Source organism: Paenarthrobacter sp. NPDC089988 (assembly GCF_044748465.1).
Lineage (GTDB): Bacteria > Actinomycetota > Actinomycetes > Actinomycetales > Micrococcaceae > Arthrobacter.
Genome location: NZ_JBIVGD010000001.1, coordinates 87,237 through 112,189, shown reverse-complemented (window position 1 = coordinate 112,189; position 24,953 = coordinate 87,237). Strand labels below are relative to the sequence as shown.

Here is a 24,953-nt window from a genome sequence, read left to right as displayed (position 1 = left end):
CTAATCCTCCTCTTCCCATTCCGGGGTCATGTTGCGGGCAACCTGGATCTGGTCATTGCTGACGCCGGCGGGCACCATGGGCCACACCATCGAGTTGGGGCTCACCACGAAGTCGATGACCACGGGGCGGTCGTTGATCTCGAGGGCCTTCTGGATGGTGGCGTCGATGTCCTCGTCACGCTCGCATCGAAGTGCGGCGCAGCCGTAAGCGTCTGCCAGCTTGACGAAGTCCGGGATGCGGATGGTGTCGTGGCCGGTGTTCAGGTCCGTGTTGGAGTAGCGGCCTTCGTAGAACAGGGTCTGCCATTGGCGGACCATGCCCAGCGAAGAGTTGTTGATGATGGCAACCTTGATGGGAATGTTGTTGATGGCGCAGGTGGCCAATTCCTGGTTGGTCATCTGGAAGCAGCCGTCGCCGTCGATGGCCCAGACCACACGGTCCGGCTCGCCCACCTTGGCGCCCATGGCCGCCGGAACCGAGTATCCCATGGTTCCTGCGCCACCGGAGTTCAGCCAGGCATGCGGGCGTTCGTAGTTGATGAACTGGGCTGCCCACATCTGGTGCTGGCCCACGCCGGCGACGTAGATGCCTTCGGGTCCGGTGAGTTCGCCGATGCGCTTGAGCACGCGCTGCGGTGCGCTCAGGCCGTCTTCGGGCTCGGTCCAGCCCAAGGGGTACGTTTCACGCAGGTTGTTCAGGAACGCCCACCACGAGTCCAGGTCCGGGGTACCGCTCTGCTCGAACTGGGCCTTCACGGCCTCGGTCAGTTCCGGAATGATTTCCTTGACCGAGCCAACGATCGGAACATCCGCCGTGCGGTTCTTGGAGATCTCGGCGGGGTCAATGTCAGCGTGGATCACCTTGGCGAAGGGAGCGAACGTCTTCAGTACGCCCGTCACGCGGTCATCGAAGCGTGCCCCCAGGGTGATGAGGAGGTCTGCCTGCTGCAGCGCAGTAACGGCGGAAACGGAGCCGTGCATGCCGGGCATGCCCACGTGCTGCGGGTGCGAGTCGGGGAAGGCGCCGCGGGCCATCAAGGTGGTGACCACAGGAGCCCCGGTAGCCAGCGCGAGCTCCATGAGTTCGGCCGAGGCATGGCCCTTGACCACGCCGCCGCCCACGTACAGGACGGGCTTGCTGGAGGCAGCAATCAGCTTGGCTGCTTCGCGCACCTGCTTGTTGTGGCCACGGACCACGGGGCGGTAGCCGGGCAGGTCGACCTTCGGCGGCCAGGAGAAGGTCATCTGGCCAACCTGGGCGTCTTTGGCGATGTCCACCAGCACCGGACCGGGACGGCCCGTTGAGGCGAGGTGGAAGGCCTCAGCCATGACGTGGGGGATGTCGTTGGGGTCCGTCACCAGGAAGGAATGCTTCGTGATGGGCATGGTGATGCCCACGATGTCGGCTTCCTGGAAGGCATCGGTGCCAATGACACCACTGGCCACCTGGCCGGTGATGGCCACCATCGGCACGGAGTCCATGTGGGCATCCATGATGGCGGTGACGAGGTTGGTGGCACCGGGACCCGAGGTGGCGATGCAAACACCAACCCGTCCGGTAACCATGGCGTAGCCTTGCGCGGCGTGGCCGGCTCCCTGTTCGTGACGGACCAGGATGTGATTCATGCTGGAGGCCATCAAGGGGTCGTAGGTGGGCAGGATCGCGCCACCGGGCAAACCGAAAATATCGTCCACGCCGAGTTCTTCGAGCGAACGGACAATTGCTTGCGAGCCGGTCATCACCGTTGGGGGTACAACGTTGTTCGGCCCAAGTACAGGAGAGAGAGGTGCAGCAGCGTCGACGACGGTGTCAGCCGTACGGTCGACCTTTTCCGGAGCTTTGGGGGCTCCAGCGGACTTTGCAGCCATCAGCGAGGGGCTGATCGGCGATCCTTTGCTCATCGGACTCTTCCTTAGTGGATCTTTGATGGGTCTTTGGGAATAAAAAAACCCCTCAGCCTTCCGGCTCTTCGAGGGGTTTGCGCGTGACAGTTCGTTACCAGTCGGGCTAAGCCACGCGCTTGGTAAGGACGACGACGCCGACGGTAACGAATGAGATCATGCGTTCAGTGTTCCCTCTAAGTGAGATACGTGTCAATCGAGCACCATCGTATCCCACTATTTGGACAACGGCGTCCAAGTGCCGGACTCCGCCACAGCGGAACGGGCGGAGTCCGGGCTTGCCGCTAGCCGCAGTAGGCGCCCGTGGAGGCGCTGTGCACGAGCTTGGCGTACTTGGCCAGCACGCCCTTGGTGAACTTCGCCGGCAGCGGTTTCCAGCCCACTTTGCGGGCCTCCAGCTCGGCTTCGTCCACCAGGAGGTCGAAGGACCTTGCAGCAATGTCCACGCGGATGCGGTCGCCATCCTTCACGAAGGCGATGGGACCGCCGTCCACCGCTTCCGGCGCGACGTGGCCGATGCACAAGCCGGTTGTACCACCGGAGAAGCGGCCGTCGGTGAGGAGCAGGACATCCTTGCCCAGGCCTGCACCCTTGATGGCTCCGGTGATCGCGAGCATCTCCCGCATTCCGGGGCCACCCTTGGGTCCTTCGTACCGGATCACCACCACATCGCCCTTCTTGATCCCGCCGTTGTCCAGGGCGTCCAGGGCACCCTGCTCCCGCTCGAAGACGCGTGCTGTTCCCTCGAAGACATCGGCATCGAAGCCGGCACTCTTGACCACGGCACCCTCGGGCGCCAGCGAACCGTGGAGGATGGTGATGCCGCCCGTCTTGTGGATGGGGTTGTCCAGGGCGCGGATGATCCTCCCGTCGAGGTCCGGCGGGTTGATGGACGCGAGGTTCTCCGCGAGGGTCTTGCCCGTCACGGTGAGGCAGTCGCCGTGCAGCAGGCCGGCGTCGAGCAGTGCCTTCATGATGACCGGCACGCCGCCAATCCTGTCCACATCGGTCATGACGTACCGGCCGAAGGGCTTGAGGTCGCCGAGGTGCGGGATCTTGTCCCCGATCCTGTTGAAGTCGGCCAGCGTCAACTCCACGTTGGCTTCCCGGGCGATGGCCAGCAGGTGGAGGACGGCGTTGGTGGAGCCACCGAAGGCCATGGTCACGGCGATGGCATTCTCGAAGGCTTCCTTGGTCATGATGTCGCGCGCCGTGATGCCGAGGCGGAGCAGGTTGACCACGGCCTCGCCGGACTTGCGCGCGAACTCGTCACGACGGCGGTCTGCCGAAGGTGGCGCCGCAGACCCGGGAAGGGACATTCCGAGGGCCTCCCCGATGCATGCCATGGTGTTGGCCGTGTACATGCCGCCACAGGCACCCTCGCCGGGACAGATGGCCTTCTCGATGCGGTTGAGGTCCTCGCGGCTCATCTTTCCCGCGGCGCAGGCCCCCACGGCTTCGAAGGCATCAATGAGGGTGACTTCCTTCTCGGAACCGTCCTCCAGCTTGACCCAGCCGGGCATGATCGAACCTGCGTAAAGGAAGACGCTGGCAAGGTCCAGGCGGGCCGCGGCCATCAGCATGCCCGGCAGCGACTTGTCGCACCCTGCCAGGAGCACCGAACCGTCAATCCGTTCGGCCTGCATGACGGTTTCCACGGAATCCGCAATGACTTCGCGGGACACAAGGGAAAAGTGCATGCCCTCGTGTCCCATGGAAATACCGTCCGAGACGGAGATGGTGCCGAATTGCATGGGGAACCCGCCACCGGCGTGGACGCCTTCCTTGGCGCCCTGGGCAAGCCGGTTCAGGGAGAGGTTGCAAGGGGTGATTTCGTTCCAGGAACTGGCGACGCCGATTTGGGGCTTTTCGAAATCGTCGTCGCCCATGCCCACGGCGCGGAACATTCCGCGTGCGGGAGCGGCGTGAATGCCGTCAGTAACAACCCGGCTGCGGGGTTTGATGTCCGGCGCGGTATCTGCAATCTGGCTGGTCTCACTCATGCCCCAAAGTCTATGTGTCCACGCCCTCGCGGGAACCGGCCCCGGCTGGGAAAAACGCAAAAAGAGGAATATTTCCAGTAATCCCCTGGCCACTCGAAGTGCTGGACAGTCAATAGGGAGCCACGTAACGTCGGAATCACGACTCACTGGAACGCTGCAAACCCCGGAAGCAGAAGGGCATCACCATGGATTGGTTGATTTGGGTCATTGTTATTGTGCTGGTTGTCGCCATTGTTTGGTGGCTCACAAGCCGGAACACCGCAAGGAATTCGGCACCTGCCGGGAACGATTCCCGGACCGGAACACCGGGTCAGCCCGGGACAACCCCGCCGGCCGCGATGGAACCCAGCGATGTCTCCTCCATGCCTGAAAGCGGAGCCGCTGTTTCGGGCGTCGCCGGCATTGCGGGCGTCACCAATCTTGGGAAGGCTGCCGCCGAAGGCAGTGGACCAACAGAACCCGCCGCGGAGGAAGAGCCGGATTCGGCGTCAGCAGCAGATCCCGGGACGGGGACGGAAGCCGTCCCAGCCGGGCCTTCCGGCGCTGCCACGGTCGATTCCACGCCGGGAACCGGGCAGACCATCCCTAACGAACCGGTGGTGGAAACTCCGGTGCTCGATGAGCCCATAGTGGACGAACCGGTGGTGGACACCCATGCCTCGGTGGAGAAGGCGGATGCCGGAGACGTCGACGATTGGCAGGCAGGACCGACCGCCGACGACGTCGCACGCGCCGATGAGGCCACGGGCAAAGACGAAGCGGGCAAAGCCGAAGCGGACAAGGACACAGCCAACAAGGACACAGCCAAAAAGGACACACCCGACAGGGACGCAGCCGACAAGGCCGAATGGGAGTCCTCCTGGACCGATGCGGCCGGGACTCCGGTCCACCACCACGAATACACGGATGCCCACTCCCCCACGCTTCCCGGGGCGGAAACGGCTGCTGCGGAAGAGTCTGATCAACCGTCCTCGTCCGGTTCAGGACACCTTGCCGTCGACCACCCCTACGGCGTAGGCTCCGCGGGCGCGGCCGCGGATGGAACCGGCCCGGACGGATATCCCGTCAAGGGCGATGCCACCACCATGACCTACCACGACGAAGACGCCGCCACCTACGCCGAAGCTCCCGCCGACGTCTGGTTCGAATCGGCCGCCCACGCCGAAGCGGCCGGGTTCCGCGCGCCGCGGCGTAACCGGCACTAGCCGGACGGCGAACCGTGAACTGTGCCCGGCACCTGAGATGAACCGGACCAAGGCCACGCCGTCGCAACGCCTCTCCCTGAGGGTGCGTGCGCTGGCTTTGGCTTGCGCGCTGGCGCCTGCCCTGGCCGCCTGCACGGGCAGCCCATCATCACCCGGAACTGCCGCGACACCCGGTGGCACGCAGCAAGAAGGCGGTACGGCGTCGACCGGCAGCGGAACGTCGGGCTCCTCGTCGGCGGCGACCGCGCCCGCCAGCCCGCAGCTCAAGGAAAAGCTCGACGTCGGGTTGCAGCTTCCGTGGTCGGTGGCGTTCCTGCCGGACGGCGCCGCCATCATTTCAGAGCGCGACTCGACCCGTCTCAAGGAAATCCGCGATGGCCGGGCCACAACCATTGGCGAGGTCCCCGGCGTCGAACCTGGCGGAGAAGGCGGCTTGCTGGGGCTTGCCGTGTCCCCGGAATTCGCTTCGGACCGGTGGCTGTACGCCTACTTCACCTCGGGAACGGATAACCGCATCGCCCGGATGAAGCTGGCCCGCGACGCCGGCGGCCGCCTCACGCTCGGCGAACCCAACGTCATATTTTCCGGAATCCCCAAGGCTTCAACGCACAACGGGGGCCGGATCCGGTTCGGCCCCGACGGATTCCTCTACGTTGGTACGGGCGACTCGCAACGCCGCGAGCAACCGCAGAACGTCCAGGCCCTGGGCGGCAAGATCCTGCGGCTGACCCCCGATGGCAAGCCGGCTCCGGGCAACCCCTTCGGCGACAATCCCGTCTACAGTTACGGGCACCGCAACGTCCAAGGACTCGCCTGGGACGCGGACGGACGGCTCTGGGCCAGCGAGTTCGGACCTGACGTGGACGACGAGTTGAACCTGATCACCCCGGGCGGTAACTACGGCTGGCCCACCGTCACGGGAGCGCCCGGCCGGAGCGGCCTCCTGGATGCCAAGGTGGTGTGGCCCTCGACGGCGGACGCGTCACCGAGTGGACTGGAAATCATCGACGACGTGGCCTACACCGGCGCGCTTCGGGGACAGCGTTTGTGGGCCGTCCCGCTCACCAGGGAAACCGCAGGCACCCCTGTGGCTTTCTTCACAGCGGAATACGGACGGCTCAGGGACGTGGCGAAGGCCCCCGACGGCTCCCTTTGGGTGGTGAGCAACAACAGAAACCCTGATTTCGTGCTGGTTTTGGAGCCTGCGCCGTGACCAGCAATGCCATCCCACGGCCGATTTCACAGTTCGGGGGAAGTCGTGTAGAGTTACTTGTCGTTGCGGAGATCGCCAAGGAACTAAAAGCCCTGCGGTTGGTCGAAATCAACAGTTGCACCTCTAGCTCAACTGGCAGAGCAATTGACTCTTAATCAATGGGTTCCGGGTTCGAGTCCCGGGGGGTGCACCACAGAGAAAGCCCCGAAGCCAATTCCGCTTCGGGGCTTTTTGCTGTGCATCAAGGGCGCGAATTGCGGCTTTGTGCGGTCCGTCACTCTTTGGGCAGAGTGGTCATGACCGCCCACAAAGTGGTGTAGAGTTATTTGTCGTTGCGGAGGTCAACGAGGAAAACAATTCCTCGGAGAAGCCGGAACAGCAGCTGCACCTCTAGCTCAACTGGCAGAGCAATTGACTCTTAATCAATGGGTTCCGGGTTCGAGTCCCGGGGGGTGCACCATAAAGAAAAGGCTTCGACCGTCAATGACGGTCGAAGCCTTTTCTTTATGCCCGAAGCGTTCCTGGCCGAAGCCAGGAGCCGCTTAGAGATTGATGTCGTCAGTAGGTTCTTCTTTGATGGGGGCTCCGATGAGCCCGCGGACAACGATCCGCAGTTCGTCACGGAGCCTGGCAGTATCCACGGCTACCGGAGCCAGCACGTCCTGCTCCAGCTTGACGGCTTCCGAGAGCGCTTCGCGTCCAGCATCAGTGAGCGTGACCACATGGCTCCGGCGGTCCGAATCGCTGCGGTGCCGGGTTACATGCCCGTGGAGTTCGAGCCGTGCCAAGGTGGTGCCCATGGTCTGGGCTTTGACGCGCGCCACTTCGGCAAGCGCTGCCTGGGTGATGGGGCCTTTGACCGCAAGGACTTGCATGGCAATAACGCCTGCATGGGTCAGGCCAATCGCTTTTAATTTTTCGTTCCACGAGATTTCCACGAGCCGCGCAGCGGTCGAAAGCAGTCGCGTCGTGGGCCATCTCTCCATATCAGGCATGCCGACAGTATATGCGGCGGCCACCCGCTGCCGTGGCTTGCGCACACTAAACTGGGGAACCGCGAACGTTATCTAGGAGCAAATTTTGGCGGAACGACTCATTCCCGGGGATCCAGCCCCGGACTTCACACTGACTGACAAAGATGGCAGCAAGATCAGCCTCTCGGACTTTCGAGGGAAGAAAACAATCGTCTACTTCTATCCGGCGGCCTCCACACCCGGATGTACCAAACAGGCGTGCGACTTCCGGGACTCGCTGGCATCACTCAAGGGTGCCGGCTACGAGGTCCTGGGGATTTCGCCGGACTCCACCACAGCACTGGCCAAGTTCGCCGACGAGGAAGAGCTGACCTTCCCTCTGCTCTCCGACGAGGACCACGCCGTAGCGGATGCCTACGCAGCGTGGGGAGAGAAGAAGAACTACGGCAAGACCTACATGGGGCTGATCCGCTCGACGATCGTTGTCAATCCCGAGGGGACGGTGGAATTGGCCCAGTACAACGTCCGGGCCACCGGTCATGTGGCCAAGCTGCGGCGGGACCTCAAGCTCGATAAGTAACGGGTAGACTGGAGCCCGATACAAGGCCGTGACCCTCCATGGGTTGGTCATGGCCGCCCAGCGCGAGTGGTGAAATTGGCAGACACGCAGGATTTAGGTTCCTGTGCCTTCGGGCGTGGGGGTTCAAGTCCCCCCTTGCGCACAGTGGTGCATCCACGGATTCCTCAAACACCCCCGGTCCTGACCGGGGGTGTTTTCCTCAAGAAGATGGGGAGCCGCCTCCGGCGTGCCTGCAACCAGGGCAATGGACCGGGGCTCGCAGGACGTTCAATTACACTGGAATGCGGCCTGGCCGAAGCCGGCCGCGCAATACCAACCGGCTTGAGGGGACAAGAGTGGCAAGCAGCAAGATACGGCGCTTGGGCAAGCAATGCAGTGCCGTCGTCCTGGCCTTGGGACTGGCCGCCTGCACGGGAACCCCCGGCCCTTCGCCGTCGTCTTCCGCAGGAAGTTCCGGCCCGGCAGCCCCCACCGCCACCTTCAACTTTGGAACGGCGTCCATGCCCTTGGGCCTGGACCCTGCCGTGACGTCCGATTCCGAGGCCTACAGGGTGACGCGGCAGGTCCTCGAAGGCCTGGTTGGAGTGGACGGCTCCACCGGTCAGACCACTCCGTTGCTTGCCACGGAATGGAAGGACAGCAACAACGGGCTGAGCTATGACTTCACTCTTCGCGAAAAAGTCACCTTCCACGACGGCACGCCGTTCGACGCCGCGGCTGTTTGCGCCAACTTCAACCGCTGGTTCACCTTCCCGGCGGACCTCCGCAAGCAGGCACCGGGCATCTCCTTCCAAAGCGTCTTCAAGGCCTACTCCGACGAACCCGTGTTCTCCATCTACAAGGACTGCAAGGTTGTCTCGGCCACCAATGTGCAGATCAACCTGACGCGCCCCTTCACCGGATTCCTCCAGGCCCTGACCCTGCCCGCTTTCGCGATCTCCTCCCCCAAAGCCCTGGAGGACCAGAAAGCGAACGTCCTTGACACCGTCCGGAACGGCCAGGCCATATCCGCATATGCTGCCCACCCGGTTGGCACCGGGCCCTACACGTTCGGTTCATGGGACGAGCAAAAGGTCACCCTGACCACCAATGGGTCCTACTGGGGCAACAGGGGCCAGATCGCTACGATCAACTTCATTCCTTATGACCGCGCTGAGACGCGGCAGCAGGCCTTGTTGGACGGCAAGATCGACGCCTACGACCTCGTGACGTCCGGAACGTTCGACCAGCTGGTGAAAAAGGGAGTCCAGATCATCCAGCGGGATCCCTTCTCCGTGATGTACCTGGGCATCAACCAGGCCGTAGCTCCACTGGACAAGCTCGAGGTCCGCCAAGCGATCGAAATGTCCATCGACAAGGAAACGCTGATCCGCCGTTTCTTCATCGACAACACGGCCCAGGCCTCGCAGTTCGTTCCCCCGAAGCTCAGTGGTTTCAACAACAACGCTCCGTCGCTGGGCTACAACCCGGACAAGGCGAAGGAACTCCTCAAGAAGGCCGGCTACAACGGCGAAGAACTCAAGTTCTACTACCCCCTCAACGCCACACGGGCCTATCTCCCCACGCCGGAGAAGATCTATGCGGAGATCAGCCGCCAGCTCGTCGCCGTGGGAATCAACGTCAAACCGGTTCCCATCAACTGGGAAGACGGCTACTTGCAAAAGGTCCAGTCCTCCGGCGACCACGCGTTGCACCTGCTGGGCTGGAACGGCTCTTATGCGGACGCCGACAACTTCCTCGGGCCGCTGTTCGGCGAGGCGCGGCCCGAGTTCGGCTACTCGGACGCGGAGGTCTTCCACAAGATCGAACGTGCCCGTGCGCTCCCCAACGGCGACGCCCGGAACACGGAGTACCAGTCCATCAACGCAGAGATCGCGGCGTCCGTCCCCGCCGTCCCCATAGCCTTCCCGATCTCCGCCCTGGCCCTCTCCAACAAGGTGGAAAGCTACCCGGCATCGCCTGTCTTGAACGAAGTTTTCACAAACGTCCGCTTAAAGCCTTGACGATTCCCGGCAATTTCAGTATTGGGTGCGCCCGGGGATATTCTGTGACAGCCAGTGCCGCCGCTATCGGAGATTGATTGTGACCTTCATTTCCAAGACTCAGCATGCCGACGTCGTCCTTATTGGCGGCGGAATCATGAGTGCCACCCTGGGTGCGTTCATCAAGCAACTTGAACCCACCTGGACCATCTCCATGTTCGAACGCCTCGACGAGGCTGGACTGGAAAGCTCCGGCCCCTGGAACAACGCAGGCACCGGGCATGCCGCATTGTGCGAGCTCAACTACTCCCCCGCAGCCAAGGACGGCTCGGTGGATCCTGCCAAGGCCATCCACATCAACGAACAGTTCCAGCTTTCGCGCCAGTTCTGGTCCCACCTGGTGGACAGCAACGTGATCGGCTCCCCCAAGGGCTTCATCAACACCGTTCCGCACATGAGCTTCGTCATTGGCGACGACCACGCGGACTTCCTCAAGACCCGCTACGAGGCCCTCAAGCCCAACACCCTGTTCCGGAGCATGGAATACACCGAGGACCAAGCGCAGATCGCCAAATGGGCTCCCTTGATCGTCAAGGGCCGCGACCGCAAGCAGCGTGTCGCTGCGACGCGCGCAGCAGAAGGTACCGATGTCGACTTTGGCGCACTGACCCGCGAACTGACCAGCTACCTGCGCAGCAGCGGCGCAGAGGTCAACTACGGCCATGACGTCACCAACATCAACCGCGCCGCAGGCGGCGGTTGGGACCTGTCCCTCAAGCACGCAAAGTCCGGGGAGCACGGCAGGATCCATGCCAAGTTCGTCTTCGTCGGGGCCGGTGGCGGCGCCCTCCACTTGCTGCAGGCCTCCGGCATTCCGGAGAGCAAGGGCTACGGCGGATTCCCCGTGTCCGGACAGTTCTTCCGATGCACCGATGAGGCCATCACGTCCCAGCACAGCGCCAAGGTCTATGGCCAGGCATCCGTCGGCGCTCCGCCCATGTCCGTCCCCCACCTGGACACCCGGTACGTGGACGGCAAGCGTTCGCTCCTCTTCGGCCCCTACGCGGGCTTCTCTACAAACTTCCTGAAGACCTCCAGCTACCTGGACCTTCCCTTGTCCATCCGCCCTGGAAACATCATTCCCATGCTGGCGGTGGCCAAGGACAACATGGACCTCACGGCCTACCTCATCAAGGAAGTGGCCAAGCGCCACGAAGCCAAGGTGGAATCCCTGCGCGAGTACTACCCCGAGGCCGCCGGTGGCGACTGGGAACTCATCACCGCCGGACAGCGCGTACAGATCATCAAGAAGCACCCGCAAAAGGGGGGCATCCTGCAGTTCGGCACCGAGGTCATCGCTTCCCGCGATGGTTCGATCGGCGCACTGCTTGGCGCCTCCCCTGGAGCCTCCACTGCCGTGCCGATCATGATCGAACTGTTGCAGAAATCCTTCCCGAAGAACTTCAAGGGCTGGCAGTCCAAGCTCAAGGACATGATGCCGGGCTATGGCGTCAAGCTCAACGAGAACCCGGAGCTTGCCGCGGAACTCGAAGCCAGCACGGCGCGTTCCCTGCAATTGGACACTGCGCCCGCGCTCCAGAGCTAGTATCCAGGGGCTGCGGCCGGTTCCCGTCAGCCGAACACTTCCGTAGACCTCAGGAGACAATGCAATGTTCCGCCTGGCCACGCTGTCCCTGGGAAACCGGGCCCTGATCGCGCTGATCACCGTCTTTGCGGCGGTGTTCGGCGTGATCACCATGGGTTCGCTTAAGCAGGAACTCATCCCGTCCATTGAGTTCCCCCAGATCACCGTGGTTACGTCCATGCCGGGCGCGTCCCCCGAGGTGGTGGACAAGCAACTGAGCCGGCCCCTCGAAACGGCCCTTAACAGCGTGGAGGGGCTTGAGTCCACCACCTCCACCTCGCGCAACGGCGTTTCGCAGATCACCATGGTGTTCACCTATGGGTCCAACCTGGACAGGGCCAGGAACCAGATCGACCGGGCCATCTCCAACGCCAAGCGGGTGCTGCCCGCCGACGTCGAACCCCAGTCCATTGCCGGGAACATCAGCGATTTCCCCATCGTGTTCCTGGCGGTGTCCTCGGACAAGCCGTTGAGCGAACTGAACGCCGACCTCCAGCGCCTGAGCGTGCCCCGTTTGCAAAAGATCGACGGCGTCCGGGGCGCCGATGTGACGGGCGGCGCCAGCCAACACATCCTGATCCAGCCCCGCCCCGCGGACCTGGCCAGCTCCGGGACCTCAATCCAGTCAATCAGCGCTGCCCTGAAGAACAACGGCACACTGGTTCCGGTGGGCACCATCGAGGACCAGGGCAAGACACTTTCCCTCCAGCTTGGCAGTCCCGTCGATTCGCTGGACGTCATCAAGGGCCTTCCGCTGACAGGAGCCAAGGGCGCAGCAACCATTGGAGCCGTGGCCGATGTGAGCATCGAGGACGACGCTGCCACGTCCATCACGCGCACCAACGGCAAGCCCACGCTCGCGCTGTCCGTGACCAAGAAGCCCGAGGGCGACACCGTCGCCATCTCGCGTGCCGTTCGTGACGCCATCGCCCCGATGCAGGACGAGCTCGGCAACAATGCGGTCTTCACCCCGGTCTTCGACCAAGCGCCGTTCATCGAAAAGTCCATCAAGGACCTCACCACGGAGGGTCTCCTGGGCCTCGGCTTTGCCGTGGCCGTGATCCTGGTGTTCCTCATGTCAGTCCGGTCCACCCTGGTCACTGCCGTGTCCATCCCGTTGTCCTTGCTGATCACGTTCATCGGTATCTCGGCCACGGGCTACTCGCTGAACATCCTGACGCTCGGCGCGCTGACCATTGCGATTGGCCGCGTGGTTGACGACTCGATCGTGGTCATTGAGAACATCAAGCGACACTTGAGCTACGGCGAGCCCAAGCTGACAGCGATCGTCACCTCCATCCGGGAAGTCGCCGGGGCCATCACCGCTTCCACGCTCACCACGGTGGCCGTATTCCTGCCCATTGCGTTCGTGGGCGACCTGGCGGGCGAACTGTTCCGGCCGTTCGCTTTGACGGTGACCATCGCCCTGTTGTCCTCCCTGCTCGTTTCGCTGACGATCGTTCCCGTGCTGGCCTACTGGTTCCTCGCTGCGCCGGCCCGGGAAGCCGCGGAGCCAACCGCCAACACTGCCGAGCGGGCCAGGGAAGCCGAGCAGCGGACCCGGCTCCAGCGTGGGTACCTGCCAATTCTTGCAAAGACGCAGAAGCATCCGGTCATCACCCTTACCGCCGCCGTCCTGATCCTCGTGGCCACCGCTGCGGCATCTCCCCTGCTGGCCACGGACCTGCTGGGTCGGTCCGGCGAGAACAGCATGACGGTGCGCCAGGTCCTCCCGGCGGGCACCAGCCTTGAGGCGACCAGCCAGGAAGCCGGCACAGTGGAGGACATCCTGCGGGGCACGGAGGGCATCAAGGACATCCAGGTGACCTCCGGCAACGCCCAAACAGGCTTTGCGGCCCTGACCTCCACCGGCGCTTCGAATTCGACCTTCACCATTGTCACCGACGAGAAGGCCAACCAGAAGAAGCTCCAGGACGAGGTCCGGGCCAAACTGGCCGATGCCGCGGGCAAGATCACCGTTGGCTCCCAGCAGGGTGGCTTCGGCACTTCCTCCACGGTGGACATCACCATCAAGGCGGCCAATTCCGCCGATCTGCAGACAGCCAGCGACGCGATGGTGAAAGCCATGGACGGGGTGCCGGGGAGCACGGAAGTCTCCACCAACCTCGCAGCCGGCCAACCCGTGGTCCAGGTCCGGGTGGACCGGGCCAAAACCGTGGCCGCAGGACTGACCGAGGAACAGGTAGGAGCCTTCCTCGCCTCGACGGTCAGCCCCATTCCCGCCGGGACCGTCCGCATCAGCACCAACGATTTCCCCGTCCAGATCGGCAAGGGCACCCGCTTCACGAGCATTGCAGCGGTCAAGGCGGTCCAGTTGCCCACGGCGCGCGGTCCCATCGCCCTGGAGTCCATTGCCGCCGTCGAGCAGGTGGACACTCCGGTGTCCATCACCAGCAGCAACGGCCAACGCACCGCTAAGGTGACCGTGACTCCGTCGGGTTCCAACCTGGGCAGCGTCAGTGCCGCGGTGCAGGAGCGGCTGGCCTCCGTACAGCTTCCGGCCGGGGTCACGGCGGCCATCGGAGGGGCCACGACGCAGCAGGCCGAGTCGTTCCGGCAGCTGGGCCTGGCCCTCCTGGCGGCGATCGCGATTGTCTACGTCATTATGGTGGCGGCCTTCAAGTCGCTCATCCAGCCTCTGATCCTGCTGGTCTCGGTGCCCTTCGCCGCAACAGGGGCCGTGGGGCTCCTGCTGTTGACGGGCGTTCCGCTGGGCCTCCCCTCGCTGATCGGCATGTTGATGCTGGTAGGTATCGTGGTGACCAACGCCATTGTGCTGATCGACCTGATCAACCAATACCGCACACCGCACGACGGAAGGCCGGGAATGAGCGTCGCGGACGCCATCACCCATGGTGCCCGGCAGCGCTTGCGTCCCATCCTCATGACGGCGCTGGCCACGGTGTTCGCCCTGACTCCCATGGCCCTGGGCCTGACGGGCGGCGGGGGCTTCATTTCGCAGCCGTTGGCCATTGTGGTGATCGGTGGCCTGGTCTCGTCCACGGCGCTGACGCTGGTCCTGGTGCCGGTCCTCTACAAACTGGTGGAAGGCCGGCGTGAGAAAAAGGAGCTCCGGAAAGCCCTGCACCTGAAGCCTGAACCGGCAAGGGGCAACGGTGGAGACGGCGACTTCGGCGATTGGACCACGGGAGCCGTACCGCGGGTCACCGGCAGGCGGGCCGCCCACAACCCCGCGGAATAGCCGCATTCTCCAAGCACGCAACAGTTGGACAGGGCCGGGAACATTTCCCGGCCCTGTCCTGTTACAGGCAGTGATAGATGCAAATGCATCTAGTTTCAGATACACTGTTGAGCAGGGCCCGGGATCACGGGCAGGGAGAAAGGCACATCATGCAGATCGGCGTTTTCAGCGTCAGCGACATCACCACTGACCCCACCACGGGCCGCACACCCACGGAGAACGAGCGCATCAAGGCCTCCGTGGCCATCGCCAGGAAGGTCGAAGAAATCGGCATGGATGTCTACGCCATCGGCGAGCACCACAACCGGCCATTCTTCTCCTCCTCCCCCACCACCACGCTGGCCTACATCGCAGCACAGACCGAGCGCATCACGCTCTCCACGGCAACCACGCTGATCACCACCAACGACCCCGTGAAGATCGCCGAGGACTTCGCGATGCTGCAGCACTTGTCCGACGGCAGGGTGGACCTGGTCCTTGGCCGCGGCAACACCGCCCCGGTCTACCCCTGGTTCGGCAAGAACATCCAGGACGGGATCGAGCTCGCGATCGAAAACTACAGCCTGCTCCGCAAGTTGTGGGACGAGGACACGGTCAACTGGTCCGGCAAGTTCCGCACGCCGCTGCAGAACTTCACGTCCACCCCGCGTCCGCTCGACGGCGTGGCTCCCTTCGTGTGGCACGGCTCCATCCGTACGCCGCAGATCGCCGAAGTGGCCGCCTACTACGGCGACGGTTTCTTCGCCAACAACATCTTCTGGCCCAAGGAGCACTACCAGCAGCTGATTGGCCTCTACCGTGAGCGCTACGAACACTACGGCCACGGCAAGGCAGACCAGGCGATCGTCGGCCTGGGCGGCCAGTTCTTCATGAGGAAGAACTCGCAGGACGCCGTGAAGGAATTCCGCCCGTACTTCGACAACGCACCGGTCTACGGCCACGGTCCGTCACTGGAGGACTTCACCTCCCAGACGCCGTTGACGGTGGGCAGCCCGCAGGAGGTCATCGAGAAGACCCTCACCTTCCGGGAGTTCTTCGGTGACTACCAGCGGCAGCTGTTCCTGATCGACCACGCCGGCCTACCCCTGAAGACGGTCCTGGAGCAGCTGGACCTCTTTGGCGAGGAGGTCCTTCCGGTCCTCCGCAAGGAATACGAGTCCCGGAAGCCCGCCCACGTGCCGGATGCCCCGACGCACGCTTCGCGCGTCGCGGCCGCACTGGAGGCAAGCGTCAGCGAAGCGGCGCAGGCCGGGGCTGCGGGACAGGAGTCCTGATGTCCGGTGCAACAGGCACTGCCTCATCCGCCGTCCGGCTCGCCGCCGAAACCTGGGAGTCGCTGTTCCGGTCCCAGGTGGCGGTGATGCGGAAACTTCAATCGGGTCCCGCCTTCAAGGCGCTGCCCGTCAAGGAGTACGACGTCCTGTTCACGCTCTCGCGCTGCCCTTCGGGGCAGCTGCGCCAGAACGAAATCAATGACAAAGTCCTCTTGAGCCAATCCAGTTTGAGCCGGCTCATTGACCGCTTGGAGAAGCGTGGCCTGGTTGAGCGGACAACAGCGCCCGACGACGGCCGGGGAGTCCTGCTCTCCCTCACCGAAGCGGGCCGGGAGTTGCAAAAAAGCATCGGACGCGAGCACGTGCGGGATATTGCGCACCTGGTGGCCCCTGCCTTGACTGCCGAAGAACAGCGGGAACTCCTCCGCCTGACGGAGAAGCTGCGGGCGTCCGTGGCCGGCCACTGACAGCCGGCGTTTCCTTAGCAGAGGGTGATGAGCTGCCCGGGGTCTTCCCCGGGCAGCTCGCCGTTAACCTCTGCACTGACCTTCAAGGTCTTCAGGGACAGGCTGCCCCCAACCGTGGACAGGAACGCCGTATCCGAAGAGTCCCGTCCGGCCGTAATCCGTAGCATGGCTTCGCGTGGCGCCAGGCCCGTGGGATCGATGATGTGCCACGCACCCTCAACATATGCCTCGGCCACTGCATGGAAATCCATGGGGCTCAGGCCCGGAGCATACACGGCCGCCAGGCGCGCAGGCACGTCCTTGGACCGCAGGAGGGCGATGGCCAGGTGCGCGAAGTCGCGGCACACACCGCGGCGGTGCAGGAGCGTCTCCACCGCACCGTCCGTCCCCCGGGAAGAGCCACTGACGTAACGCAGTTCTCCGTGGACCCAGTTGCGCACGGCTGAGAGGAGTTCGGTCCCGTGCAGCCCGCCAAACTCGGCGTAGGACGTGGGCAGCAACCTGTCCGACTCCGCGTACCGGCTCGGGCGGACATAGCGGATCAGTTCCATCGGCCCGGAGACATCGGGTTCTCCCCTGCCCACAACGGTGGCCTGGTAGTCCACGGTGACTTCGCTCGGCTCCGCGAACTCCATGTACTGGAAGCGTCCGCCGTGATGGTCCGCGAGCTCGGCGAACGGGACGTTATTGCCGTCGCTGGTGATGGAGAGCGTCTCGCTCAGGGATTCGTAGCCGGGGTTGCGGGCCACGGCAATGGCCATGGCAACCTTGGTGTTCGCGACGGTCTTGAAAACGAGCTTGGCAGCTACGTTGCGTTCCATTGATCTCCGGGATGGTTGCGGCGGGACACCCCATGCCGCCGTGCGTGTATCAGCCAACAGCAGGACTACAGATTGACCTTCAGAGACAGTAGCATCCGCTGGACGTTCGCGAATTCTGCACCATGCGCCACGTACTTTGCGGCCAGGTCCAAGGTGTCGAAGGACTTGGCGGGCGCCACCTTCTCATCCACGGCGAACGCGTGCAACGCGGTGACGTCCCCGAAGGCAATATCCCCCTTGCCGGCAGGCCCCTGCACGCGGTTGCGAAGCTCGCAGGATTGTCCGTCCGCGCCAGCCACCACGTTGGTGATGCCGAACGAGCCGAAGAACTTGTACCCCTGGATGACCCTGAACACCACGCGGGGTTCGATCGTGCCGGAACCGCCGGAATGGGGCACGTCGAGGGGAACACTGCTGATCACCACATAGGGCCTGGCTTGGCCCGCGGGGCAATCCGCGGGAGCGGCAGCGGGCAAACCTGTTTGCAGCGTTGCCAGATACTTCCCCGCAGCATCCTTAACCTCCACCTTCAGGGCACCAGGAAGGGAACCCGCATCCGGAGCCACGGACTGGACAATCCAGTCCTGGGGCACCTCGAAGCTGACGCTCTTTGCCGGATCGGTGTAGGTCTTCCAGGACAGTGCCGTGGGTACGGCCTCCGGCGACGCGGAAGTCCCGGGAGCAGCGGAAGGCAGGCTGCCTCCGGAAGGAGGTGCCGGCGTCGTGCTTTCGCCAGATGGCGACGCTGGCGCGGTTCCGGACTCCGAACTGTTGGGCCGCGCCGTGGCGGTGTCCGAAACCTGGGGACCCTTGTTTTGGGCCGTGCAGGCGGTGGCGCCGGCCACAAGGACCACGACGGCGGTAGCCAGGGCGGCGATCCGGCCGGGGACGGTGATGGGTTTTGTCATGCCCTCCATGGGGAAAGCCTATCCGGGGCAGGTCCCGCGACACGCACAGGACTAGGCTTTGGACATGGCTCCCGAAAGTACCGACGAATTTTCCGGGTTCGACGACGACATCCCCACCATGTCCGCAGCGGACATCGCCGACTGGCGCCTGCGGACCTTCGCGCTGTACCACCATGTGCGGCAGTTGGCGGCACAGGATCCCTTCGACGCCCACAACTACTGGCGGCAGGAGCGGGACCGCATGTTCGCCACCCACCCGGCCTCGGCGCTGACGGACGACGTCAAAGCGTCCTTCTCCGGGCTGCGGACCGCCGACTACGATCCCGCCTACCGTTTGTATGTCCCGTTGACGCCAGAGGGCGAAGGTCAGGAAATGAACGTGTCCACGGGGACGGACGGTGTTGTTCCCTTTGTGCGTATAGGTACTTTCGAACTTCCCGGCATCGGTTCCCTGGCCGCTTGGCGCCTGCGCAGCTACGGCGGCGGGATCTTCGTTCCTTTCCGGGACACCACCGCAGGGAAGGAAGGTGGGAGCTACGGGGCGGGGCGGTACCTCCTGGACACCATCAAGGGAGCCTTCCACGGAGTCCGGCGCAGTGGCGAGGAACAGGAGTTCGTTTTGGACTTCAACTTCGCCTACAACCCCTCGTGCGCCTACAACGAAGCTTGGGCGTGTCCGCTCGCCGGCCCGGCCAACCGCCTCGCCTCTGAAATTCCCGTCGGGGAGCTGTATCTACCCGCTTAGCACGGAACCGCGTCACAGGACCGTAAGCAATGACGCCCCCAAGGACCTCGCTCGAAGCCTAGCCTTGAAGCATGACCAGATTCCGGAGGCTTGTCCAGGCCCACAGGACAGTCACTGCTGTGATAGGAACAGCCCTGCTGGCGGCCATCGTGGTCGGGGCAGCCCTGTTCCAGCCTTGGCGGCTCTTCACCAGCAGCAGCCTGGACGAAGCGCTGCCGGCCGCCCCGGTGGCCGCGAGCGCGTCGCCGGTGACTCCTGCCGCTGAAGTCCCGGCTGGAACGCCCACGGCGGGCGATCCGATAGTCGTCAGCTCGGGCACCTTCCAATCCCAGGAGCATGAGACCACGGGCGCAGCCCAGTTGCTGAAGCTCCCGGATGGAAGCCATGTGCTCCGGCTGGAGGATCTGGCCAGCAGCGATGGGCCGGACGTCAAGGTGTGGTTGAGCAGCCTGGAGGCGGGCGGCGACTGGTTCAAGTACCGCTCCGGCCGCTATGTGGACCTGGGGCAGGTCAAGGCCACCCACGGCAACCACAATTACGTTGTTCCTGCCGGAACCGATGTGGCGGGACTGACCTCCGTGGTCCTTTGGTGCGACCGCTTCAGCGTCGCCTTCGGCTCGGCCCCGCTCTCCTGAGTTCCTTTGCGTGGCCCGCACTGCGTGCCACGGCTGCGTCTTGGGGCGTAAAGCGGGCCTCGCAACACGTGGGAGGACGTAGGATGTCTTCATGATCTCCTCGCATCCCCGCCGCATCGCCCGCATCCGGCCACTGGAAGCCCACACTCCGGATGAGCAATTCTTCGCGTCCAACCATGAAACGGACTTCGATTCCGAGGCCGGAAAGCAGTGGACGCTCATCGAAAGCCCGTTTCCCGGATCACGCGCCAACGCGGCCAGTCCGGCCCGGCCCGGCTGGAAAACCGGCACGGTGGTGCACCAGGACCTCTTCACCTTCCTGGCTCCCTCGGTTCCGGCCAACGTGTTCGGCATGGCCCACAACACGGGCCAGCCCGGACGCGACCTGCCACCCCAGGCCTTCCACAAGGCAGCCACGAGCGTGATCGGGCCGGATGAGGCCATCCAGCTCAGTTCCACCGCGGGCTACGTGGACCCGGAGGCCGAGCTGACCATCGTGGTTGGCCGTACTGCGCGGGGACTGACCCCCGGGACAGCGAGGTCCGCCATCCTGGGGTTCACCATCGGTAACGACGTCTCCGCCCGCGACCTCCAGAAAACCGATGAACTCTGGATCAGCGCCAAGAGCCAGGACACCTTCACTCCGGCAGGACCATGGATCGTCACCGACCTGGCCGATTCAAACCTCGCGATCCAGATCGTCCACAACGGCAAGGAACTGCAGGCCGCAAGTTCGGCGGACCTCGGCTGGAAGGTGGACGAAATCATGGCCTACCTGACGTCCTTCATGACCCTCCACCCCGGCGACCTGATACTCACGGGCTTTCCAGCCGAGTGCGCGCGGATCCAGCCCGGCGACGTCGTGGTGTGCCGGGTGGAGGGCATCGGGGAACTGCGCAACCCGGTGATCGAGGCCACGTGGGAGGACCGGCCGGCTTAATGTGTCAGGCTTAAGCCATGGAGACAGCCGCGGATGCCACTGGACTGCGCCCGCCTCCCCTTGGTACCCGGCCTGTCAAACAGCCCCGCAAACGCCACCGGGGCCTCTTCAAGTACCCAGTAATCCGTCAGCTCATCCGCTTCACCGGTGTGGGTATCATCTGCACGGCGAGCTCACTGGGCATCTACGCCCTGCTCCGTCCGTGGATCGATCCCCAGCTCGCCAACGCCGTGGCCTTGATCCTGACCTCGCTCATGAATACCGCACTGAACCGGCGGCTGACCTTCAAGATCACCGGCGGCAAGAAGCGCGCCCAGGACCACCTGAACGGCGTGATCGTGATTGTCATTGCGCTGGTCATCACCGGTGGCAGTTTGGGCGTCCTGCACCTGTTACGGCCTGATGCCACGGTCGGCGAGGAACTCTGGACCACCACGCTTTCAGGGTTTGTTGCCACCGCAGTGCGGTTCACGCTCCTGCGGCATTGGATCTTCCGCCGCGCCCGCCACGTTTAGCGGCCCTTACGTCTGGGCCAGGTTCCGGACACGCCCGACGGCGGTTGCCACGGCTGCCGCTGCCTGCTCCAGCTCGGCCGCGGTGATGGCAGGAGTGAAGCTGAACCGGACAGCCGTTTGCGCCGTTTCCGGTTCCAGGCCCAGCGCCAGCAAAACGGGCGAGGGCGCATCCGAGCCGGCCGCACACGCTGATCCGCTGGAGCATATGACGCCGAGCCTCTCGAGCTCCAGCAATACCGACTCGCCGCTGGTTCCGGGGAAACAGAAAGACGCCACCGACGGCAAGCGGCGCGCCGGGTGGCCGGTGAGCACGGCACCGGGAACTCCGGCGAGGATGGAAGCGATGAACCGGTCGCGCATCCCGGAGACCTGTTCCGCCGCCGTGTCTTTTTCTGCGTAGGCAAGCGTCAGCGCCGTCGACAGCGCTACGGCTCCAGCCACGTTTTCGGTCCCGGAACGCTTCCCGCGTTCCTGGCCGCCACCGTGGACCAGCGGCTCAAGACGCAGTCTGCCCTTGGTGAAGAGCACTCCGGAGCCCTTCGGTGCGCCGAGCTTGTGCCCGGACATGCTGAGCGCATCCACCCCCAGCGCTTTGGTATCCAGGGACAGCCATCCCGCCGCCTGGACAGCGTCGGTGTGGAACGGAACGCCGAATTCGTGGGCCGCAGCCGCCAGTTCGGCAACAGGCTGCACTGTGCCTACCTCGTTGTTGGCGTACATGATGCTGACCAACGCCGTCTCCGGGCGAAGGACGGCCCGCAACGCACCCAGGCTGACCAGCCCGTCCTTGTCAACCGGGACCACGTCCAAGGCGAACCCATGGACCCGTTCCAGGTACCGGGCAGATTCCTCCACCGCCGGATGCTCGACGGCGCTGATCACCACCCGGTTCACAGTTTCGTCAGAGGCTTTCCTGGCCAGGGCAATGCCCTTGACGGCCAGGTTGTCCGCTTCCGTTCCACCCGAGGTGAAAGTCACCTCTCCGGCGCGGCAATTCAGGACCCTTGCGACGGCGGAGCGGGCCCCTGCGAGCGCTGTCGCCGCTGCTTCTCCCAGACTGTGATGGCTCGAGGGGTTTCCGAAGTCACCACTGAGGTAAGGCCACATGGCCTCGAGCACCTCACGGCGGACCGGAGTGGTGGCAGCCGCGTCCAGGAAGATCACGGCAGGTTCAGCTCCAGCTCGACGTCCAGCCCAAGGTCCAAGGCGGCTACGCTGTGCGTGAGGCCGCCCACGGAGATGACGTCAACCCCCGTCGCAGCGATTTCGGAGACGGTGTGCTGGTTGACGTTGCCGCTGGCCTCCACGATCGCCCGGCCGTCCACTTGCTTCACGCCTGCGCGGAGCTCGTCCACCGTGAAGTTGTCCAGCATGATGGTGTCCACGCCCGCGGCCAGGACCGGTTCGATTTGTTCAGCACGATCCACCTCCACTTCGAAGTGGGTGGTGTGGCCCAGTTGCTCCTTGGCCGCGAGCAGCAGTCCCGTGAGCTTGGTGGGATCACCGCCGGTCATGACGGCCAGGTGGTTGTCTTTGGCAAGGACAGCGTCGGACAGGCTGTAGCGGTGGTTCGCTCCCCCGCCGCAGCGCACCGCGTAGCGTTCCAGTACACGAAGTCCGGGGGTGGTCTTGCGGGTATCGGTGATCCTTGCGCGGGTGCCCTCCACGAGCCGCACGAACTCTGCGGTCTTGGTGGCGATGGCACTCATGCGCTGGACCAGGTTGAGCCCCACGCGTTCTGCAAGGAGCACAGAGCGGGCGCTGCCGGTGACCCGGGCGAGGTGCGTACCGGCGTCGAACGCTTCACCGTCTGCGAGCAGCAACTGGGCATCCGTCCCCGGGTCGATGAGCTTCATGGCATCGCGGAAGACGGTGCCGCCACTGAGCACACCGGCCACGCGGGCATTGAGCACCGCGGTGGCCCGGGCATCTGCGGGGATCAGCAACTGCGAGGTGATGTCCCCGTTGGGCGCGTCTTCGGCGAAGGCACGCTCAAGGATGTCCCGCACGGCCGCGGCGGGGAGGGTCAGGTTAGTCATGGACGAGGCTCGCTTTCCGGCTCATGGTGTAACGCTTGTCAAAATCGTCGACGGCGGATGCTTCAGCCACGCTGTCGTTGCGGTAATGCGCCCCCAGGGAAGCCCGCCGCTCCTGCGCGGCATGCACCAGCAATTGCGCCGCCAGCAGCAGGTTGGCATCCTCATGCTCCCGCACGTCCAAGGACCCAGCCCCGCCCAAAGGCAGAACCTCTTCAGTCCAGGCCGCCAACTGCACCGCGGCTTCCCGAAGCAAGGCCCCGCTGCGAAGCACGCCGGCATTCGCGGTCATCAACCGCCGCAAGGCACCCCGCGAAAACGGCTCACCTCCAGCAAACGAAGCCTCGATCGGCCCAGGCCCGGGCACCGACTCCAACTGCCAGGCGCCTCCCAGCGGTGCTGGAGGCCCCGAAAGCGCCGTTGTCGCCGGTTTGGTTGACGAGCCGTCGTCGGCTGACGGGGTCCCGGCAGCGTGCGTAAAAGCGAGGCCGCCCGCGGCCGAGTTAGCACGCAGAGGGATCGCGTCAGCCGACCCACGGAAGGCCCCCACGAATACTTCCACGGCGCGCCGCGCAAACACGAGCCCCTCAAGCAGCGAATTACTGGCCAAACGATTAGCCCCCTGCACGCCGGTACAAGCAACCTCACCCGCAGCGTACAACCCCGAAACAGTAGTCCGGCCGAACAGGTCCGTCACCACCCCACCCATCCAGTAGTGCGCCGCCGGTGCCACGGGTACGGGTTCCTTGGTCCAGTCGATGCCGGCCTGGCGGGTCCGTTGGCTGATGGTGGGGAAACGCTTCTCCAGGAAGCCGGCGCCCCGCTCTTTCTCCACCACGGTGGCATCAAGGTAGACGTGTCCGTTGGGGTCTCCGAGGGCCGCCAGGTGGAGGGCGATGCTGCGCGAGACGACGTCCCGGGGGGCCAGCTCCGCATCGGGGTGGTAGTCGCCCATGAACCGCTGGCCGTGGACGTCCACCAGGATGGCGCCTTCACCGCGGACGGCTTCGGAAATCAACAGCGGATCGGCGCCCGCCCGGGTTCCGGCAGGAGGAACCATGCAGGTGGGGTGGAACTGGAAAAATTCCAGGTCGGTCACCGCAGCGCCCGCGCGCCAGGCCAGGGCCAAGCCGTCGGCGGTGGCAACGGAGGGGTTTGTGGTCTGGGCGAAGAGTTGCCCGGCGCCCCCGGTGGCAAGGAGCACGGCGTCGGCCATGAGCCTGGATTCCCGCCCGTCGCACAGGTAACTGAGGCCTGTCACCGTAAGCTCGGATGGGCCTTCATCGGTGAGCAGCGCCGTGACCTGTGCGTGGCCAATGACCGTCAGCCTGCCGTCGGATTGGAACGCAAGCACGGCGCGGATGAGGGCTTCCGCTACCCGGGCGCCCGTGGCGTCGCCCCCGGCGTGCAGGATGCGCGGTGCGGAGTGGGCAGCTTCGAGCCCCAAGGCGGGGTCGCCGTCGTCGGCGAGGTCGAAACCGACTCCGAAGCGGACCAGGCCGGCCATGTCCAGCCGCGCCTCAGTGCACAGCACCCGGACCGCTTCCGGGTGGCAGTGGCCCGCGCCGGCCTTGAGCGTATCGGCGATGTGGGCCGCCACGCTGTCTCCAGGGGCGGGTTCGTCCAGGACGGCGGAGATGCCGCCTTGGGCGAACCAGGTGTTGCTGTCCTCCAAGGCGCCTTTGGTGAGCAGGACGACGTCGGTTCCCGCTTCGGCAGCGAGCAACGCGGCGTACAGTCCCGCAATACCGCTGCCGACGACGACCAGTCGCCGTGGAGCGGAGGGGCCGGAGAGGCTCGACGTTCGGGGTGTCGAGGTCATGTGGGGCTCGATTCGGCTAGTCCGGTGAACCGGTGTTCCTGTGCCTTGCTGAAGGCGGCACGT

The 24,953-nt window shown here is 64.5% G+C and carries 20 protein-coding genes and 3 tRNA genes; 15 read left to right on the top strand and 8 right to left on the bottom strand.

The window, feature by feature from the left end; all coding sequences use genetic code 11:
- Together ACIPV6_RS00540 and ilvD are read right to left on the bottom strand one after the other, a co-directional pair.
- Window positions 1-1,902, bottom strand: a complete 1,902-nt coding sequence (locus ACIPV6_RS00540; RefSeq protein ID WP_400269062.1) for an acetolactate synthase large subunit — start codon at window positions 1,900-1,902, stop codon at window positions 1-3.
- Between the two features lie 284 nt (window positions 1,903-2,186).
- Window positions 2,187-3,905 carry a dihydroxy-acid dehydratase gene (ilvD, locus tag ACIPV6_RS00535; protein WP_400269061.1) on the bottom strand — a complete coding sequence of 573 codons (1,719 nt, stop codon included), beginning with the start codon at window positions 3,903-3,905 and terminating at the stop codon, window positions 2,187-2,189.
- Between the two features lie 185 nt (window positions 3,906-4,090).
- Between ilvD and ACIPV6_RS00530 the strand changes: the two genes are divergently transcribed.
- The 4 genes from ACIPV6_RS00530 to ACIPV6_RS00515 all read left to right on the top strand — a co-directional run bounded on the left by ACIPV6_RS00530 (window position 4,091) and on the right by ACIPV6_RS00515 (window position 6,783).
- A complete protein-coding gene (locus tag ACIPV6_RS00530) occupies window positions 4,091-5,110 on the top strand; it encodes a hypothetical protein (RefSeq protein WP_400269060.1) in 1,020 nt (339 codons plus the stop codon).
- 37 nt (window positions 5,111-5,147) lie between these two features.
- Complete coding sequence (locus tag ACIPV6_RS00525) at window positions 5,148-6,323, top strand: PQQ-dependent sugar dehydrogenase (RefSeq protein WP_400269059.1); 1,176 nt, start codon at window positions 5,148-5,150, stop codon at window positions 6,321-6,323.
- A gap of 117 nt (window positions 6,324-6,440) precedes the next feature.
- Window positions 6,441-6,516: transfer RNA gene (locus ACIPV6_RS00520), tRNA-Lys, on the top strand.
- Window positions 6,517-6,707: 191 nt separating this feature from the next.
- Window positions 6,708-6,783, top strand: a tRNA-Lys gene (locus ACIPV6_RS00515).
- Between the two features lie 82 nt (window positions 6,784-6,865).
- Here ACIPV6_RS00515 and ACIPV6_RS00510 read toward each other — a convergent pair.
- Window positions 6,866-7,318 carry a MarR family winged helix-turn-helix transcriptional regulator gene (locus tag ACIPV6_RS00510; RefSeq protein ID WP_400269058.1) on the bottom strand — a complete coding sequence of 151 codons (453 nt, stop codon included), beginning with the start codon at window positions 7,316-7,318 and terminating at the stop codon, window positions 6,866-6,868.
- 85 nt (window positions 7,319-7,403) lie between these two features.
- Here ACIPV6_RS00510 and bcp point away from each other — a divergent pair, with 85 nt between their 5' ends.
- From bcp to ACIPV6_RS00475, 7 genes are all read left to right on the top strand, one after another.
- A complete protein-coding gene (gene bcp / locus ACIPV6_RS00505) occupies window positions 7,404-7,877 on the top strand; it encodes a thioredoxin-dependent thiol peroxidase (protein WP_400269057.1) in 474 nt (157 codons plus the stop codon).
- Window positions 7,878-7,937: 60 nt separating this feature from the next.
- Window positions 7,938-8,019 (top strand) — tRNA-Leu (locus ACIPV6_RS00500).
- 193 nt (window positions 8,020-8,212) lie between these two features.
- Entirely contained in the window at window positions 8,213-9,880 is a 1,668-nt protein-coding gene (locus ACIPV6_RS00495) for an ABC transporter substrate-binding protein (RefSeq protein ID WP_400269056.1), read from the top strand.
- 79 nt (window positions 9,881-9,959) lie between these two features.
- Complete coding sequence (locus tag ACIPV6_RS00490) at window positions 9,960-11,465, top strand: malate:quinone oxidoreductase (RefSeq protein ID WP_400269055.1); 1,506 nt, start codon at window positions 9,960-9,962, stop codon at window positions 11,463-11,465.
- A 64-nt stretch (window positions 11,466-11,529) separates the two neighbouring features.
- Window positions 11,530-14,727 (top strand): efflux RND transporter permease subunit, encoded by a 3,198-nt coding sequence (locus ACIPV6_RS00485; protein ID WP_400269054.1) that lies wholly within the window; start codon window positions 11,530-11,532, stop codon window positions 14,725-14,727.
- A gap of 149 nt (window positions 14,728-14,876) precedes the next feature.
- Window positions 14,877-16,001 (top strand): LLM class flavin-dependent oxidoreductase, encoded by a 1,125-nt coding sequence (locus ACIPV6_RS00480; RefSeq protein ID WP_400269053.1) that lies wholly within the window; start codon window positions 14,877-14,879, stop codon window positions 15,999-16,001.
- On the top strand, window positions 16,001-16,468 hold the full coding sequence (locus ACIPV6_RS00475; protein WP_400269052.1) for a MarR family winged helix-turn-helix transcriptional regulator: 468 nt from the start codon (window positions 16,001-16,003) through the stop codon (window positions 16,466-16,468). The genes ACIPV6_RS00480 and ACIPV6_RS00475 overlap by 1 nt, the downstream gene beginning before the upstream one ends.
- A gap of 14 nt (window positions 16,469-16,482) precedes the next feature.
- On the opposite strand, the gene ACIPV6_RS00470 is transcribed toward ACIPV6_RS00475, so the two are convergent.
- Window positions 16,483-17,289: a transglutaminase family protein gene (locus ACIPV6_RS00470; protein WP_400269051.1), complete on the bottom strand. Its 807-nt coding sequence runs from the start codon at window positions 17,287-17,289 to the stop codon at window positions 16,483-16,485.
- A 65-nt stretch (window positions 17,290-17,354) separates the two neighbouring features.
- Window positions 17,355-18,206, bottom strand: a complete 852-nt coding sequence (locus ACIPV6_RS00465) for a hypothetical protein (RefSeq protein ID WP_400269050.1) — start codon at window positions 18,204-18,206, stop codon at window positions 17,355-17,357.
- A gap of 55 nt (window positions 18,207-18,261) precedes the next feature.
- Here ACIPV6_RS00465 and ACIPV6_RS00460 point away from each other — a divergent pair, with 55 nt between their 5' ends.
- The 4 genes from ACIPV6_RS00460 (at window position 18,262) to ACIPV6_RS00445 (ending at window position 21,032) form a co-directional block, all read left to right on the top strand.
- Window positions 18,262-18,942, top strand: a complete 681-nt coding sequence (locus ACIPV6_RS00460) for a DUF1684 domain-containing protein (RefSeq protein ID WP_400269049.1) — start codon at window positions 18,262-18,264, stop codon at window positions 18,940-18,942.
- Window positions 18,943-19,013: 71 nt separating this feature from the next.
- Complete coding sequence (locus ACIPV6_RS00455; protein ID WP_400269048.1) at window positions 19,014-19,577, top strand: DM13 domain-containing protein; 564 nt, start codon at window positions 19,014-19,016, stop codon at window positions 19,575-19,577.
- Between the two features lie 91 nt (window positions 19,578-19,668).
- Window positions 19,669-20,517 (top strand): fumarylacetoacetate hydrolase family protein, encoded by an 849-nt coding sequence (locus ACIPV6_RS00450; RefSeq protein WP_400269047.1) that lies wholly within the window; start codon window positions 19,669-19,671, stop codon window positions 20,515-20,517.
- Between the two features lie 17 nt (window positions 20,518-20,534).
- The gene (locus ACIPV6_RS00445; RefSeq protein WP_400269046.1) at window positions 20,535-21,032 is read left to right on the top strand and encodes a GtrA family protein; all 498 of its coding nucleotides are present in this window, start codon (window positions 20,535-20,537) and stop codon (window positions 21,030-21,032) included.
- Between the two features lie 6 nt (window positions 21,033-21,038).
- On the opposite strand, the gene ACIPV6_RS00440 is transcribed toward ACIPV6_RS00445, so the two are convergent.
- Genes ACIPV6_RS00440 through nadB form a run of 3 tightly spaced genes read right to left on the bottom strand, consistent with a single transcriptional unit; the run spans window position 21,039 to window position 24,890 of the window.
- The gene (locus tag ACIPV6_RS00440; RefSeq protein WP_400269045.1) at window positions 21,039-22,196 is read right to left on the bottom strand and encodes a cysteine desulfurase family protein; all 1,158 of its coding nucleotides are present in this window, start codon (window positions 22,194-22,196) and stop codon (window positions 21,039-21,041) included.
- Window positions 22,193-23,071: a carboxylating nicotinate-nucleotide diphosphorylase gene (nadC, locus tag ACIPV6_RS00435; protein WP_400269044.1), complete on the bottom strand. Its 879-nt coding sequence runs from the start codon at window positions 23,069-23,071 to the stop codon at window positions 22,193-22,195. The genes ACIPV6_RS00440 and nadC overlap by 4 nt, the downstream gene beginning before the upstream one ends.
- Window positions 23,064-24,890: an L-aspartate oxidase gene (gene nadB / locus ACIPV6_RS00430; RefSeq protein ID WP_400269043.1), complete on the bottom strand. Its 1,827-nt coding sequence runs from the start codon at window positions 24,888-24,890 to the stop codon at window positions 23,064-23,066. Before nadB ends, nadC begins: the two co-directional genes overlap by 8 nt.
- Between the last annotated feature and the right edge of the window lie 63 nt (window positions 24,891-24,953).

What these genes read in the sequence shown, in the direction of transcription:
- ACIPV6_RS00540 (WP_400269062.1), bottom strand. Translation starts at nt 1,902, where the DNA reads ATGAGCAAAGGATCGCCGATCAGCCCCTCGCTGATGGCTGCAAAGTCC.
- ilvD (WP_400269061.1), bottom strand. Translation starts at nt 3,905, where the DNA reads ATGAGTGAGACCAGCCAGATTGCAGATACCGCGCCGGACATCAAACCC.
- ACIPV6_RS00530 (WP_400269060.1), top strand. Translation starts at nt 4,091, where the DNA reads ATGGATTGGTTGATTTGGGTCATTGTTATTGTGCTGGTTGTCGCCATT.
- ACIPV6_RS00525 (WP_400269059.1), top strand. Translation starts at nt 5,148, where the DNA reads ATGAACCGGACCAAGGCCACGCCGTCGCAACGCCTCTCCCTGAGGGTG.
- ACIPV6_RS00510 (WP_400269058.1), bottom strand. Translation starts at nt 7,318, where the DNA reads ATGCCTGATATGGAGAGATGGCCCACGACGCGACTGCTTTCGACCGCT.
- ACIPV6_RS00485 (WP_400269054.1), top strand. Translation starts at nt 11,530, where the DNA reads ATGTTCCGCCTGGCCACGCTGTCCCTGGGAAACCGGGCCCTGATCGCG.
- ACIPV6_RS00480 (WP_400269053.1), top strand. Translation starts at nt 14,877, where the DNA reads ATGCAGATCGGCGTTTTCAGCGTCAGCGACATCACCACTGACCCCACC.
- ACIPV6_RS00475 (WP_400269052.1), top strand. Translation starts at nt 16,001, where the DNA reads ATGTCCGGTGCAACAGGCACTGCCTCATCCGCCGTCCGGCTCGCCGCC.
- ACIPV6_RS00470 (WP_400269051.1), bottom strand. Translation starts at nt 17,289, where the DNA reads ATGGAACGCAACGTAGCTGCCAAGCTCGTTTTCAAGACCGTCGCGAAC.
- ACIPV6_RS00465 (WP_400269050.1), bottom strand. Translation starts at nt 18,206, where the DNA reads ATGGAGGGCATGACAAAACCCATCACCGTCCCCGGCCGGATCGCCGCC.
- ACIPV6_RS00460 (WP_400269049.1), top strand. Translation starts at nt 18,262, where the DNA reads ATGGCTCCCGAAAGTACCGACGAATTTTCCGGGTTCGACGACGACATC.
- ACIPV6_RS00455 (WP_400269048.1), top strand. Translation starts at nt 19,014, where the DNA reads ATGACCAGATTCCGGAGGCTTGTCCAGGCCCACAGGACAGTCACTGCT.
- ACIPV6_RS00450 (WP_400269047.1), top strand. Translation starts at nt 19,669, where the DNA reads ATGATCTCCTCGCATCCCCGCCGCATCGCCCGCATCCGGCCACTGGAA.
- ACIPV6_RS00445 (WP_400269046.1), top strand. Translation starts at nt 20,535, where the DNA reads ATGGAGACAGCCGCGGATGCCACTGGACTGCGCCCGCCTCCCCTTGGT.
- nadC (WP_400269044.1), bottom strand. Translation starts at nt 23,071, where the DNA reads ATGACTAACCTGACCCTCCCCGCCGCGGCCGTGCGGGACATCCTTGAG.
- nadB (WP_400269043.1), bottom strand. Translation starts at nt 24,890, where the DNA reads ATGACCTCGACACCCCGAACGTCGAGCCTCTCCGGCCCCTCCGCTCCA.